This window comes from Anoxybacteroides rupiense (assembly GCF_014196195.1).
Lineage (GTDB): Bacteria > Bacillota > Bacilli > Bacillales > Anoxybacillaceae > Anoxybacteroides > Anoxybacteroides rupiense.
Genome location: NZ_JACIDF010000004.1, coordinates 15,594 through 31,726, shown reverse-complemented (window position 1 = coordinate 31,726; position 16,133 = coordinate 15,594). Strand labels below are relative to the sequence as shown.

At 33.2% G+C, this 16,133-nt stretch carries 11 protein-coding genes; 9 read left to right on the top strand and 2 right to left on the bottom strand.

Annotated features, from left to right (window positions below; genetic code table 11):
* Window positions 1-70: 70 nt before the first annotated feature.
* The 4 genes from GGQ95_RS07940 (at window position 71) to GGQ95_RS07925 (ending at window position 4,872) form a co-directional block, all read left to right on the top strand.
* Entirely contained in the window at window positions 71-1,606 is a 1,536-nt protein-coding gene (locus GGQ95_RS07940; RefSeq protein WP_042411600.1) for a serine/threonine-protein kinase, read from the top strand.
* A gap of 266 nt (window positions 1,607-1,872) precedes the next feature.
* Window positions 1,873-3,753 (top strand): hypothetical protein, encoded by a 1,881-nt coding sequence (locus GGQ95_RS07935; RefSeq protein WP_044741690.1) that lies wholly within the window; start codon window positions 1,873-1,875, stop codon window positions 3,751-3,753.
* 162 nt (window positions 3,754-3,915) lie between these two features.
* Window positions 3,916-4,305: a hypothetical protein gene (locus GGQ95_RS07930; RefSeq protein WP_042407524.1), complete on the top strand. Its 390-nt coding sequence runs from the start codon at window positions 3,916-3,918 to the stop codon at window positions 4,303-4,305.
* Between the two features lie 372 nt (window positions 4,306-4,677).
* A complete protein-coding gene (locus tag GGQ95_RS07925) occupies window positions 4,678-4,872 on the top strand; it encodes a helix-turn-helix domain-containing protein (protein WP_042407523.1) in 195 nt (64 codons plus the stop codon).
* Between the two features lie 337 nt (window positions 4,873-5,209).
* Here GGQ95_RS07925 and GGQ95_RS07920 read toward each other — a convergent pair whose 3' ends face one another.
* Together GGQ95_RS07920 and GGQ95_RS07915 are read right to left on the bottom strand one after the other, a co-directional pair.
* Complete coding sequence (locus tag GGQ95_RS07920; RefSeq protein ID WP_159719454.1) at window positions 5,210-5,506, bottom strand: hypothetical protein; 297 nt, start codon at window positions 5,504-5,506, stop codon at window positions 5,210-5,212.
* 46 nt (window positions 5,507-5,552) lie between these two features.
* Window positions 5,553-5,819 carry a hypothetical protein gene (locus GGQ95_RS07915; protein WP_159719455.1) on the bottom strand — a complete coding sequence of 89 codons (267 nt, stop codon included), beginning with the start codon at window positions 5,817-5,819 and terminating at the stop codon, window positions 5,553-5,555.
* Window positions 5,820-6,388: 569 nt separating this feature from the next.
* Here GGQ95_RS07915 and drmE point away from each other — a divergent pair.
* The 5 genes from drmE to GGQ95_RS07890 are packed head-to-tail and all read left to right on the top strand — an operon-like array spanning window position 6,389 to window position 15,951.
* Complete coding sequence (drmE, locus tag GGQ95_RS07910) at window positions 6,389-8,830, top strand: DISARM system-associated protein DrmE (protein WP_244963650.1); 2,442 nt, start codon at window positions 6,389-6,391, stop codon at window positions 8,828-8,830.
* On the top strand, window positions 8,817-12,146 hold the full coding sequence (gene drmA / locus GGQ95_RS07905) for a DISARM system helicase DrmA (RefSeq protein WP_183186593.1): 3,330 nt from the start codon (window positions 8,817-8,819) through the stop codon (window positions 12,144-12,146). The genes drmE and drmA overlap by 14 nt, the downstream gene beginning before the upstream one ends.
* The gene (gene drmB / locus GGQ95_RS07900) at window positions 12,143-13,900 is read left to right on the top strand and encodes an MrfA Zn-binding domain-containing protein (protein WP_183186592.1); all 1,758 of its coding nucleotides are present in this window, start codon (window positions 12,143-12,145) and stop codon (window positions 13,898-13,900) included. The genes drmA and drmB overlap by 4 nt, the downstream gene beginning before the upstream one ends.
* A 1-nt stretch (window position 13,901) precedes the next feature.
* Window positions 13,902-14,606 (top strand): phospholipase D-like domain-containing protein, encoded by a 705-nt coding sequence (locus tag GGQ95_RS07895; protein ID WP_183186591.1) that lies wholly within the window; start codon window positions 13,902-13,904, stop codon window positions 14,604-14,606.
* 16 nt (window positions 14,607-14,622) lie between these two features.
* A complete protein-coding gene (locus GGQ95_RS07890) occupies window positions 14,623-15,951 on the top strand; it encodes a DNA cytosine methyltransferase (RefSeq protein ID WP_183186590.1) in 1,329 nt (442 codons plus the stop codon).
* Window positions 15,952-16,133 lie beyond the last annotated feature (182 nt).

Sequence of the window (16,133 nt, the reverse complement as noted above, 5' to 3'; positions counted from 1 at the left end):
GAATTTTATATTTCAGTTTATAATATTTACTATACAGATAACGGTAATTTCGTTAGGGAGGGGAATATATTTGTTAATACAACCGAATTCTGTTGTATTTGATGGGGAAGAAAATAGTTATAAAGTATTAGAGCCTATTGGAAATGGGAGTTTTGGATATGTTTATAAAATCGAAAAAGAATCTGATAAAAGTATTTGGGCATTAAAAACTTTGCCGTCTAATTTCCCGAACAGCGAGCAACTTCTGAGTTTTCAAAATGAGAGCGTCATGGCTATGAAGGTTTCGCATGAAAATGCAGTGAATTATGTTTTTGTTCATGATGGAAGCAAATATTCTGAATTGCCTCCATACATTATAATGGAATATGCTAACGGAGGAACTCTTCAGCAGGTAATAAAGACTGCAATCCGAAAGAATGAATTTATTTCTAATAAGGATTTGCTTGACTATTTTCACCAGTTAATTAATGGCATGGAGCATATCAATAGTATTTTAATTCATAGAGATATTAAGCCGGATAATATCTTGCTGCATAACGGAATAGTAAAGATATCGGATTTCGGTTTATCCAAAATAGTTCATGATGGAACTAGGCAAATGACTTTTAAAGGGTTCGGCCATATTAGATATATGGCACCAGAAGGATGGAAACTGGAGAAGAACACTATACAAATGGATATTTACTCAATGGGTATTATATTTTATGAACTAGCCACCTTACAGCATCCTTTTAATCTGCCGCATCACGCAGATGTTCAGGATTGGAGAAACGCTCATTATTTTACTAATCCGCCATCGCCTAAATCAATAAATCCTGCTTTAACTACTACAATGACACAAGTAATTATGAAAATGATAGAAAAAAGTACTGCAAAGAGATATAAAAGTTGGCAGGAAATTAGAAATGACTTGCTTATTGATAATGAACCACCCACTGAAAACTCTAAAATCATTGAAAATATGATTAATATTCGTTTAAGTAAGGATATCTCAATTCGGGAAGAACAATTAAAGCAGGAGAAAGAGAGGCAAGAGAGAAAGAACTACTTAAAAATGATTAACTATCAATACGCCAATGATATTTACAATCCTATTAAAGAATTTATTGAAGAGTTTAACAGAAGATATACTGGCGGACAAATAACAATGACACCGCTGAACTCGATGGATTCAAGTGAGATATATACTAAGATCCACCTTGTCTCAGGCAAAACACTAACAATCCAATTAAAAGCATTATTTGACAATGATTTTATCCGAGAGGTGCCATCACAATTTGACAGGGGAATAACTCATAAAAAAGTTGTAAGACCTGTACTTAGAGATAATAAGAAAATACTGGCTTGGGGATATTTAAAAAGCCCGGATAATACAGGGTTTAATATTCTGCTTGTAGAGAATAAAGAAGATATATATGGCGAGTGGGTTATGCTAATCAATACAAATAGTGGTTTTGGCAGAGTGAGAAGACCAGAGCCGTTTCCATTTGAATTTAATGAACTTGAAAAAGAAATTCCATTAATATATGCACTGCATATTTATAACACAGAAGTTCTTCCCTTAAATATTGAGAAATTTCAAGAGTTTATCGTAATGTATAATTAACAGCCTAAACACTAAATAACTTTTGATAAACGGTAGTAGTTCATCATAATCAGTAATACATTAATTGCACGCGTTTTTTAATACGGGAAAAGAGACTAATCACAGACCACTGGAAATTATTCAGTGGTTATTTTTTACTAAAATATTTGGTACAATCGCCAAAAACAGTTTAGAAGTTGGAGTATATTTTTACAGAAGTAACTTTATATAGTAAAATATTGTAAGAAATTAGTGGACTATAATAAAAAACATTGTTGGAGGGAATTATGAGTCTATATCGGTACCAAATTGAAAGAGCAGTGTTTTTTAGAGTTCCCGGAATAAAGAAAATTAATTCAATCGAAAATGGTTTAGGAAGAATTACATTATTTATTGGAGATGAGAACGGTAATGCTACGAAGGAAATCATTGATTTAGCCAGACAAGTGGTAGAAAAAAACAGACCTTTAGGAATACAAGTAATCATTGAGCCTTTTTGTAATAGTCCTTTTCCAAATAAAGGTTTATATGAACTGCCTGAGCATATAAGAAGAGCGCACATATTTTCTGCTACTCATTCTGATATAGAATTTTTAGTAAAAAGTTGTATTCCTAACTGTGTTTATTTTGACTTAATAACTGTAAGTGGTGGAGTTATTCACGTATATATTGCTGATAAAAACTTTGAAGCAGACAAGGAGATGATTGAAAAAGCAAAATCTATATTAAAAGAGTTATTTCCTTCTGATATGTCTATATCGGTTTATAAATTTGAGGAAAAGATGTTAGACTCTATTGAAGAAAGAAGAAAAAATTTTTTTATTCAAACTAGTCGCTTTGATGTTTTGGATTATGAGGATGATCATATAAGAGATATTGCTAAGCGTGATGAAGAGCGTTTCGGTGATACGTTAGGTAAATTAATAAACGGTGAAATCAAATACACATCTATTATCGATAATAGGTTACCTAAAGGTGGAACAATTTATGTCGATCCCTTTATTACAGAACAACAACTTTCAATTCTTTTAACACTATATTCTAAAGTGTTTTATCCCATTTTACCGGATAAAAATAATTCTTATAAGGCATTAAATTCTTTACCTATAGATTTAGTTCTTGCATTGGCTAGAAAAGGTAAACTTATACCCATTTTCAAAAATCCTTTGCATAAATACAAGCCATCTACAGTTAGAAAATTTTTAGAGGATAAGGACATAAATGTTATATTACCTCGTCAATTAGATGGTTTGACTATCCTTACCTTAGCAAATCAATTCCCATTTTGGAAAACGTTTAGGGAGAACCCACAAGTTGCTGCAGAAGTGAGTTATAACGTATCTTTGATTAATAAAAAACTGTTAGAAAAAAATCCAACTCAAACTTTACTAGTAAACGCATTAACAGAAACAACTGATATCCACATACAAGTTGCTGAGGCTGGAGAAGCATGGTTTATGAATGAAGGACATATTGCTGCCGGAAGTATAACTGCTGGAGGAGCCGTACAATCATTAATTTCATATTTGAGAAATAAATTGTCTTCAGAAGTATCCGATACAATATTTATAGAATCGCATATGTACAGCACGCAATTGTCAATAGCAAGAGCGCTTGGAGCAGTATTTTATCCTAGCATTGTTCGTAATGAAAAAATTTTAAATTTAGTATCCCATTTACATGCTGGTTCAGATACAAATTTGTTGGTTCCTAAAATCGATGAAATGGGCGTTGTATTAAAGAATTTAAAAATAATATGTCCAGAAAATGTATCGATTCTTGATTATATAGATGTTTTGAATGATTCTGAGGTGAAGAAATTAAGGAACATTATCACAGAAATAGTCAACCAGTCTAGTGGTTCGTATGAGAAATTGCTTGAACAAGTAGAAGTTGTTAATAATGAAATTCGTAAATGGAATAAATCCTGTGGTCGTCTTATTCAAGAAAAAATTGATATACTAGGTTTAGGTTTAGAATTTGCTTTATTACCTACCGGATTAACTGTTCCGCCACTAACCACCTCTTTTGTAGGAATAATTTTAAAGGCGTTGCTTGGGGAAAGAATTGAGGATATCGAAGATCGGATTTATGCGAAAATAGGCGGTGTTTCTCCTGCTGCATTAAGAATTCAGAGGATTCGAAGCAATATTCAAAGGTTGGAGTAAAGAGTTGCTTTTACTGCAAACTTAAATTTTTTGATGATCCGGGTGAGACGGTGTTTAGCGAAAAAATTTACAAAGAAGTCGATAGTGCTATAAAAAGTTTTGGTTAGAAGATTATTAAAAAAGATTAATTATTTGCAGTATAGTTTGCTGAAAGAGGATTCATTGAAAAATGCTTTTTATTATCACTTGAGAAGACGATTGGGCGATCATTACTTATTGAATAATCATTTAAGGATATATACAGAATTTTATTATATGGGATTGCGTGCAGATTTGGTTGTTGTCAAACTGAATGAAAATCCGGGGGAAAATGGCCATTTGAAAAACGACGTAGACGAAATCATTGCAGTGGTTGAAATGAAATATAAATATGATTTATCAGACAAACCATTTCTAAGTGACATTGAAAAAGTGCGGAGGAGTATTGAAGAATATAAAATAAATGCTCTCTATTATTTAGCGTTTATCCATGAAGTTGAATATGAAATAAATTCAACATTTTCTTGGATAGACATAGAGAAAATCTCCATGGGCAAAAGGGCGAGTCGTTGAATTGAATGGCTATTTTGTTGCAGAAAAACAAGAGCCTGTTTGGGAAGTTGTTTCTTATAACGGACTAAACGAAGATAATATGTAAACAATAGTGCTAAAAATATAATTGAAACTGCATTAGCGTAAGTCAAAAGAGGAACAAAAAATTCCTTCTTTATTATTTTGGATCTTTACAAAATTATAGTTATATAGTAAGATTTTTATAAATAATTAATATTTGTAAAAAAACGAAAAAGGTCAGCAATAAGAAAACCAATCAAAACACTTTAATTCAAAGCACTAATCAACACCCTTTACTGGAAACATCGGTTAGAACACTTTATTTAAAACACTAATTAAAATACGTCTGACCTCCGAATGGAGGTAGATTGTATGTATAAAAACGAAGATGAATTACCAATTACTTTAACTGCAGAAGACATCAAGGAGATCCTGCAAATTGGTATAACAAATGCATATGAATTACTCAATAGTGGACAGTTTCATGTTGTTAAAATCGGAAGACAATTAAGAGTAAGCAAAACTGTGTTTCTTAAATGGTTAAATGGTACAAACGAGGCTGGATGATGTACAGCCTCGTTTTTTATTGCTTTTCGTATTAATTTGGAGGATTTGGTGTGGATTTTGGCGGAGGAATAGGTGAAAAAAGATAAAAAAGGATATAATTAAATAAGAATTTAATTTCTATGAGTATCAATAAAATATTGATTTAATAAGGTTTTTTAAGGTTAGATAAAACTAATTAAAATTATGTATAAATAATAAATTCCACCTTGACAGGGTAGAGGTCGCTGGTTCGAGCCCAGTCGGAATCATTGAAACAGGAGACCGCAGATCCTTAGTTGGATTTGCGGTTTTTGTTTTTATACAAATGGATTTATCTTAGTATTGTGGCAACAAACGATTAGGATAATATGAAAAATTGTAAAAAGTTAAAAATCGTTTGCTTTCCGCTTCCGAAAAAACGAGTTTTTCCTTCCGAAGTGACGGCTACCGCCGGAAATTTAATTCCTAAATCGACTCCCATCACCTTTTTAGTTTTCTTTTCGCTTACAGGAACGTGAATAGAAATTTGTGCATACCATTTTCCGCCCTTTTCTACAATGAGCATTAGTCCGAGTTTAGCATGGCGTAAAAACCTCCAATCCCGCTTGGTCACGACGGCTCGAAAGACGGTTTTTCTTGTTTTTTCTCCTGACATAATTGGAAAAGCAATCGCTCAGGTCCAATCGTATAGTTTTGGTTATTCACGAAGTAGACGGGTTTTTTAAGGATGGGACGCTTGCCTTCTTTTTCATCTTCTTGTAGACGCTTTTCGCATCCCGAATAGCTTGATTTAGAACGGCGGAAGGAAGACGAGCAGTCACATCTTTGGTTGAAATTTTCGGGAATGAGCTTTGTTTCTCTGCTTGTTCGCTCATCTGATTGACAATGCGGATATACTCTTCACTCAAATCGAGAAGTCGTTCGAGATCATCTGGGAAAAAGCGGATTTTAATGGTTAATGCTTGCAAAGAACCTCACTCCTTGTTTTTAGTTCTTCGCGTTATAGGTGGTGATGTCATTTTATTTTCTATATGGTTGACGAAATATTGGAGGTAAGAGGAGACTACTTATAAAAGGAAATGACAACGTTATGAATTTATGTTCATTGCTAAGATGTTGCTAACGGTGTTTGAAGTTGCTTCTGGCACTAGTTCTTTAATTTAAAATTCACTTTTTGCATTTCCTTCGATCGATAAGCAAAGGGGAGTTATTGCAAAGAAATGTTTGTAGTGTAACTATACTCTTGTTTCCTCTATATTTAATTGTATCTGTTTTATGGAACAGTGACAATAAATAATATGATGAAAAATTGTCTCATTTCTGGCTTCTTGATTGTAATTAGGCTGATAGCAATCGTATGGAGTGAAAGGGTGTATCCATGCTGCATTTTTTATAAATATAAACGATTTGACACGACATAATTCGACATTATTTTTCGTCGAGATTCGCTATAATAGGTCTGAAATCATGGTAATGTTGTAATAGTCGATAAAAACTATATGTTCAATAGAAATGGCAATGGGAGGGAGTTTCTATTTTGCAGGAATCAACTGTAAAAAATTTAATGGAGGAATTATTGGCTTTCAATGGTAGCAAAATAGAAATTGGAAAACTTGAAAAAAAGATTTTATCAACATTGGAAGATATTATTTTAAATAAGCTTAATGTTGCAGTTTGTTATCCAGATCAATACTTTTTCCCATTCTTAGTGCTAAACACTGTTTTAAAGGATTATATAGAAAATTATAAGTTCAGAGAAGATTTTACTAAAAGAATTTCTGTTCTTGTAATAACGAATAAGAAGAATTTTTTTGATTTTTTAGGAAATAACAGTTTTATATATTCGGAATTAAAGTATGAATTTTTTGGTAAACATAAATTTTTTAGAGATAGAGAAGTTTTTTGTGATTTAAATGATGGCTATTATGCTCAGTGTAACTGGAATCATATTCTGAATGGTTACTATAAGGGAAAAATTCCTGAAGTGATACCACTTAATTTTATTTTGCCGATTGCAATAGGATATTTTAATTTTAGGGAAATTAATAGAGGAACAAGAAATAAAATAGGAAGAAAGGATAATAAACAACATCCTGTATTTTATATTACTGACAATATCAATATATTAGAGAAGATAAAATCTGAAATAGATTACACCTTTATTGACTATACTTTCACAAAAAAGTTCCTCAAATCCGTTCCAACTGGGGCTCTATACTATTTCGATACTTCTATTGACGATCGGCTTGTTTACTTGTCGGACAGGGTTCAACTTTGGAATTTTGATGCAAAATTATTATCTCAATTATCAAAAGACTGTATGGAAAGTAAAACAAGTTTGAATAATAAGGAATATTCAATTGTAGATTTAGTGAAAAAAAGAGATGTAAGCAATGTTCATATTGTATATGTAAAGTCGGAATTTGAGAATGAGGTAGCTAAGGCACTAAATTTGCTTAACCAATTATCGAAGAAGAAATTTACTCCGTATGACTTAAAAATCATTGCTTCTCTACTGTATAGTGCGATTAGGATGCCAATAAGTGCAACAGAATATGACCTTATTGCAGAATTAGAAATGGTTTACGATCCAATCAATGAACTATTGAACGAACTAAAAGAAAGCGATAATCGTTATGAGGATGAGGATTTTGAAGAAATATTAATCTTAATCGAAGATATTTTTTTGAAAAAAGGATTAGACCATGAATCACCGAAATCTAAGGAAATAATAAACTCGATTATTAGTGAGGTTAATCGAGGGCAGAGGGTTGGCATAATTGTATTTAATAAAATCGTTTCTTTAGCTCTCAAAGAGAAATTATCGTTAGTACTAAAATGTTCGATTGATGATTTAAAATCGAAGGGTATACATTTTTACAATAAAAAAGAAGTATTAGAGGGAGTAGAAAAAGTAGATTGTGATTGTTTAATGCTACATTCGGCTATTAATTTAGAAGATTTACGAATATTAGAATTATGTAACTATAAAAAAGCGATACTTTATCTATATAAAATCGAATTATTGCTCCTAGGGAATAAGTTAGGCAAATTGTATAATAAGTACAATCATAGTATGCAGCTAATACAGTCTTCTGCTAATTCTCTAACCTCCATGTACCACTATTTCTATAATCGAGTTAAACGTTTTATACAGGGAAATGATACAAAGAGAGACTTTGCGAGTAACATTAGCGAGGTTAGCTTAAACAATGGAAACTTAACTTCTATTCGTAAAAAGAGAATGTATAAAGGGAAAAATGCCATAAAGGCAAAATTAATTGAGTTTGTTGATGAAAGTTATATGTTTATAAATAATGACTTTAGGGCGAGAGTATTAAAGCGTTTAGAAAAGAAGTATGAAATGTGTGAATATTCAGGTTTAAAAACAGGAGATGAATTGTTATTTATCGATAATGATGCAAGGAAAGAATTGTTTGAATTGTTTATCGATTATATGGATGAAAACGAAAAAAGCATCAAATGTTACCATATAATACAAAAATGGCGTCAGTTATACGAGGAGAGGTTCTATAATAATCGTCTTACTGACGAAGAGTTATATAAAAAAATGAAAAATAATGGATGGGATAAAGTAACAAAATCTATTTTAAAAAACTGGAGAAGCGGTTATAGCTATGGTCCTAGGGATTTTGAAGACATTATTTGCCTAGGTGAGGTGTTGTCGCTTGATGAATTTATTAATAATACACAGGTATACTACAGTGCTATGCAGCATATCAGGAATGAACGAAGAAAAGCGGCACGCATTCTAAATAAATATATTTTTGCAAGTAGAGCAGATCGTGAAAAAGTTTTAGAAGAGTTAGAAGCTTATAATTTATCCATTGATCAATTAGATGAGGTTGTTAAAATAAAGAAAATCAAAAATATTTCAGGAAAATTCTACTATATAAAGCCAAGTGAGCTAGGGATTTTATTTGAGGAGCAGAAGGAGGATCACCATGGAAGTCCATAAGTATAAAGAGTTGCGAAAAATGATGATCGAAGCTTTGAAAAGGGATTTAATAGGTCCAGATCATAATGAACAAGACATCTTGGCTGAATCCCCAACACAAGCCTATTTGACGGGCATTCTACACCCTCTAGATAAAGAGGGGGTAGAGGAAGACTGGGAGGAACTCTCGGACTCAGCAATAAACGAGGAAGAAGTTAATAAAAATGATAACTCTATGGCAGATGAAGTAGTTGAAAAAAATATTCAAAATCGTTCTAAAAAACTTAAAAAACAATCAACAATGGGAATAAGATTTTATACTGAAAAAGAAGATGCGAACTTTAACGTGTTAATCCGATGGGGAGAATACGAGAAAAAGGAAGAAATTAATCAAGAGGGCCGCAAGAGGGTATTATACGTTCGAACTTCAAAAGAGGAAACCATACATTTTGATTATTCTATGTTATACAATGGAAAAAAAGAATTTTTGGTTCATCAACATCTTCAGCTAGTTGTTATTTGTAGAAATCTAAAAAATACAAATAGTCTTCTTTTCAGCGTTTTTTTGAAAAATACAAGTAGGGATAAAGGAAATGCATTTTTTCAAGTGGAACTTGAGATATTTAATAGTGAGGGAAAAGAAATTTTTATCGCAGAGAATATTGCACGCTCTAATCTTTCAAATGAGCCATTTGAAGAGTTCATTTATCGAAATAAACCGACTTTTGCCAAAGGTTATGGATGTGCTGCAAGTTGGGAAGCAAACAATGAGATTCGGGCATATAGATTGAAAACGGAGTTTATCCCTACGCATGAAGTGGCTAAAATGCAAACAGAATTGCCGCATAGTCGAAGATATGGGGCTATCCCTGATAATTTCCTTTCCATCAAATATTTCTCACAGGGAGGAAACCAACAGGAAGTAATCGCTCGATTGAATAATTTGGCAGATCGTTATGAAGAGTGGATAAATGGTTTATCATTACGGGAAATTTCGGAGCAACACCAAGCTAAACAGAATATCAGCGACTGTATGTTTACATTAAGTAGAATTCGCAATGGAATTAAACTTTTACATGATGAAAAGGTTTTTGAAGCTTTTGTTTTCATGAACAAAGTAATGCATGCTCAAAGTGCTATGAAGGCGTTTTCGAAAAATAAAACTAGTCTAGAAGAGGAGATGGAGAAAGAGCACTTTAATTGGCGGCCTTTCCAAATCGCTTTTATTCTTCTTAATTTAGAGGGAATTGTAGATCCACAGTCAAAAGAACGAGGAATTGTTGACTTGCTATGGTTTCCTACAGGTGGTGGAAAAACAGAAGCATATTTAGGACTAGCTGCTTTCCTTTTAGGATATAGACGATTAAGTGCACCAACGGAACAAAATTTTGAAAAAGATGGCGGAGTAACTATTCTCATTAGGTATACGCTTCGCTTATTAACCACTCAACAGCGGGATCGTTTGCTTCGAATGATTTGTGCTTGTGAATACATTCGGCAAACAGACCGAGAAAAAAGATTTGGCAAAAGTGAATATTCAGTCGGATTTTGGGTTGGGGGACAGGTTACAGCTAATGATTTAAAAGACTTAAAGGTTTCTAGCTATAGAGATAATAGGGGCGTAGAGTCAGAATACGGTCGCTTAGAAAAGCAAATTATTAATTGCCCTTGTTGTGGAGCCAATAAAAGTGAATTAGTTTACAAAATTATACCAAATAAAGACCCGAATACTGAAAAGGAAGGTTTTAGAATTTATTGCGGGAATCCGAAATGTCATTTTTACAGTACTCACATTCCAGTTTACTTAATTGATGAAGAAATTTATAGAAGACTACCTACTATAGTGATTTCTACAGTTGATAAATTTGCTCGATTACCTTGGGATGAAAGGACAGCATCTTTATTCGGTAAAGTAGACCGATATTGTGAACGATGCGGTTATATAGCAACAGGAGAAGAACATCCTAGTTCACATAGAAATCCAAGGGCGATTGTTTATCCAGTAAAATCTTTTTATCCACCAGAGTTAATTATTCAAGATGAACTTCACTTAATAACAGGACCATTGGGCTCAATATATGGTGGATATGAAACGGCAATTGAAGAGTTATGTAGTTACCGTTTAGAAAATGGTGAAAAAATAAAACCAAAGTATATTGTTGCTACTGCAACCATTAAAAATGCTGATGAACAAATTAAACGTCTATATGCGAGAAAAGAAATGAAGCAGTTTCCGCCGTCAGGTTTAGAAGTAGAAGATTCGTTTTTTGCAAAAGAAATTCCAATCGAAAAGGAACCTTTTAGAATGTATGGTGGGGTGTGTGTATCTGGCCACTCCATGAAGACGGTTTTAGTACGTGTGTATGCTGTTCTCCTTCAATTTACAGAAAACTTGAAAGATGACCCAGACTATTCGAAATTTCTTGATCCTTACCGCACATTAATTGGGTATTTCAATAGTATACGAGAGCTTGGTGGTACTGTTCGTTTGTTAGATGATGACATCAAAAAAAGATTACAAATTATCACCAATAAATATAAATTTCCTCTTCAACGTTATATTAACAAATACAGGGAATTAACATCTCGTATTCCTTCTTACAGAATCCCTGAGGTATTGGGGGAATTGGAAAAGGGGATTGGAAACGAAGAACTTGATGTTGTTTTAGCAACTAACATGATTGCGGTTGGTATGGATGTTGATAGACTTGGCTTAATGGTAGTCACAGGACAGCCTAAGCAAACATCAGAATATATTCAGGCATCGAGCCGGGTAGGAAGGAAGTTTCCTGGATTAGTAATCACTGTCTATAATCCATATCGTCCAAGAGATATGTCTCATTACCAAAACTTTAAAGGATACCACGGTCGTTTATATTATCATGTTGAAGGAACAACAGCTACTCCTTATGCGTCAAGAGCAAGAGATCGTTTTTTACATTCAATAGCAGTTGCTTTACTTCGTCTAAATAATCCAGAACTAGCAACAAACGATAGTGCAAAAAATATTAAATATATGGACCTTTCAAATCTAAGAAAGATAATTAAGGAAAGAACATTCATTGTAGAGACAAAGAATGTGTATGATACATTAAGTGAATTAAATCAGTTTTTGGATAGTTGGATTAAAGATAGTGAGCTTCAAACAGCTCTTGAGTACCATTTTTCAACCTCGAATAAACAATCGATAAGAAATGCTATAAGCAAAAATCGTTTGCTTAGAAGATATTCAGAGAGAGAGTTACGTAAAGCGGAAAAACCGACATTGGATTCAATGCGAGAAATCGAAACGACAAGTAGTTTAAAGCTCTATGATAGGGAATGGTGGTTAAAATGAAAAATAAAATTGGAGAAATCCGACCAGGGCAATTAATTACTACTTTTGGCCCTGGTGCTATTATAGACTCAGTGAATGATTCTTTAATGATTTTAGATATTCGATATTGGGATAGAGCAAAAGATATTGTTTATGATAAAAATCTTGCAAATTTCTTAGGTAAACATTATTTCAAGAAAGTGCCTGCAACAAATGGAATAACCGATTTACCAGTAATTCCATTTCCTTTTTACCATGAGTGTAGCAATATTAAATGTAGGCATCTGTTTGATATAAGAGATAATTTTGGTGGTAGTGATTATCGGGAAAAAATTAGAGAATATTTAGAGAAAGGACCAAGATGTCCTTCTTGCAATCGGAGAGCACATCCTGCAAGGTTTGTCATATCATGCGAGGACAACCATTTAGAGGATTTTCCATGGAAATGGTGGGCACATGGAAAAGAGCCTAAAGAATGTAATGGAAGATTAACTTTATCAAGTGCTGGGGATTCATCAGGTTTAGAGTCACTAAGTGTAAAATGCTCGTGCATGGATAGCGGGAAATCTTTACGAGGTGCTTTAGACCCAAAATCATTTAAAGGGTATAAATGTAAAGGGGCACATCCACATAAACTTGAATTTAATGACGGGTGTGGTAAAGATGTTATACCGCTTCAACGTGGTGCGTCCAACGTTTATTTTGCAGCGGTTAGAAGCGCTATTTCATTCTCGGAGAATTCAGATTTTAGGAGAACGTTTATCGATCATCGGAAGGAGCTTATTGCAAGGGAAGAAGATTATGGTATAGACGGATTAAAAAAATACTATGATAGATATTTAACGAATTGTGGATTTGATGACTTTAAACAATTTTATAATGAATGGATAAGATTCAAAGGAAATGAGAATAACGAAAAACTGAATTATAAGCAAATTAAAGAATTTGAATACGAAAGGTTTACTAGTTTTAAAGATAAAATTAAAATCCCAAAAGAGAACCCAGAATTTGAGGCGGAAGTACAGCCTGTTCCGAAAGAGTTACAACGTTATTTTAGTAAGATTGTTCAAGTGCATCGGTTAAAAGAAATTATGGTTTTGCTAGGTTTTATGCGTAATGATAGCCCTGAACCAGAAGTTAAAAATCCAAAAATTGTATGGTTAGAATCCGGAACTGAAGAAAAATGGTTGCCTGCAGTTGAAACATTCGGGGAAGGAATATTTATCGAATTTAATCGTGAAACGGTTAATAATTGGCTGCAGTCTGTGGAAGAACAGTCGAAAAAATTTAGTGTCGTATATGATAAATGGCTAAAAAAGAAGGGATGGGCAAAGTTAGAAGATCGTAATGCGTTATATGTGATGATGCATACATTATCTCATCTTCTTATCAAACAGTTATCTTTGAAATCTGGTTATTCATCTGTAGCGATTAAAGAGAGAATATATTGCAGTGAAACAATGGCCGGAATTTTGTTATACACGGGGAGTGCAGACCAAGAAGGAACTTTAGGTGGGTTAGTTGAGATGGGGAGTATCGATAAGTTTAGAGAAATTTTAAACGAAGCATTAGAAGAAGCGCTATTTTGCACAAATGATCCAGTTTGTTCCTCTTTAGAGGTAGACGAAGAAAATGACTTAAATGGTTCAGCGTGCTTCGCATGTTCTATGATTTCGGAAACTTCTTGTGAAGCAGGTAACCGTTTATTAGACCGATCTTTAGTTGTACCTCTTCAAGATAGTGTAATTAAACCTTACTTTGATGAGTTGATATGAAATGTTTAGTGAAAAATCGTTATTCAAGTTGAACGTGTTATATCAAAAGTTAGAAGGAGATATTTTACCTAATATTAATAGCTCTAAGGATTTGGACTTATACTCTCATCTAATTCAGGCTGAGCGTATATTCCAGGAATTGTTTCCGAATTTGAGTGTTGATGAGGTAAGAAATTTACTGTTGCTCTTAAAAATAATTAGTAACAGAAGTAAGGAAGGTTTGCACAGAGTAGAAATTGTATCTTCGGGAATACCAAATACGAATATACCAATACGTGAAACAGTTGGTGTTATTAGGCAACTTTTGTTTGAAGCATCACAATATATTGGTATGACGGGATACGCTATATCCCCCTACTTTCATCAACTATCTGATTTATTAGAGCATAAGGGGAGACAAGGAGTAACACTTGAAATATTTATTGAGAATAATCATAACGAAAACTTAAAGTATTTTTTAGAGCATTTGAATATTGAAAATTTAAAGGTGTATAAATATAATAATACAAGTCGTCATTCTGCGTTGCATGCAAAGACAATTGTAGTAGATTACCGGGTAGCCCTTATAACCTCGGCTAACTTGTCCTATAATGGCATGATTAATAACATTGAAATTGGGGCTTTAATCGAAGGGAAACAGGTTGAAAATATTGTTAAAATCTTTGAGGAACTGAAGACTCGGGGATTATTTGAATCTATAAACTAGTTTAAAGGGGATCAATATGATAGTAATTGATCTTTTTACAGGGGCAGGTGGATTAAGTGAAGGGTTTCATGAGGAAGGGTATAAAATCGTAGCCCAAATTGAAAAGGAAAAATGGGCATGTGAAACTTTAAAAACTCGATCAATATATCACTTTTTAAATAAAAATAATGATTTAGAGCTTTATTTTGAATTTCTGAGAAAAAGTTTTAGTTACAAAAATTTAGATCAAGATCGTATGATAATTTTTGAAAAATACCCAGAACTAAAGGAAAAAATTGATTATGAGATTCTAAATCGGAAATTTGGAAATCCTGCAAATGATCGTGAAGCGACTTCTTCATCCGACATCATTAGAGAAATACACGAATCTTTAAAGTATAATACTGCAACACGTGTCGATTTGATTATTGGAGGGCCGCCTTGTCAAGTATATTCAGTCATCGGGAGAAGTCGGTTGAAAGAAGCTGCTATTAGAGATTCGAGAAATTATTTATTTTATTATTATTTGAATATCGTAAAAGAATTCCACCCCAAGGCGTTTGTATTTGAGAATGTTCCTGGTATTTTAACAGCTAAAAACGGACGAATATTTTCTGTAATTCAAGAAGAGTTTGATAACATTGGATATACAATATTATCTGGAAATGACCCAGAACATAAGAACAATATTATTGACTTTTCTGATTATGGAGTCTTTCAAAGAAGAAAAAGGGTAATACTATTTGGTTTTAGAAAGGAACTTAATTATCACTATCCAGACTTTTCACGTTTTGCAGAACACTGGGATGAAGAAAAAAGTACAAAGAATGCCATCAGTGATTTGTTCCCCTTGCTACCGGGAGAAGGGGAAGATTTAAAATTAATAGAGTATCCACAAAGTGGTATAGTACTATCAGAGTATCAAAAAAAAATGCGAGAAAATAGTGTAGGAATTATAAACCATAAAGCAAGAACTATTCAAGAGCGTGACCGAGAAATTTATAAAATGGCTATAGAGCGATCAAATCGAGGAGAGCAATTAAAATATAATGAACTGCCTGATAATCTGAAAACTCACCAAAACGAAACATCATTTTTGGATCGATTTAAAGTGCATAATTGGAATGACATTCCTCATACCATTGTAGCTCATATTGCCAAAGATGGACATTACAATATTCACCCTGATATTGAACAAGCACGTTCACTGACTGTGCGCGAAGCAGCAAGAATACAAGGTTTTCCTGATAACTACAAGTTTGAAGGACCTAGAACAGCACAATTTGTACAAGTAGGAAATGCCGTCCCACCTATTATGTCAAAGGTCATTGCTAAAGCGCTCAAACATGTATTAGTTTCAAGTTAAAAAATTAAGAGAATAATAAATTACCAATATTATTAGGTGATTGTCATTATGAACAATCAAATAAATTAGGTTAAAGAACATTTTTTATTCGAACGTGTTGCAAAACGCATAACGGGTGCATAAAAGGACGCAAAAAATCCACCGTCTTGGAAATCATATACAGTGACCAAAAACACATTTCC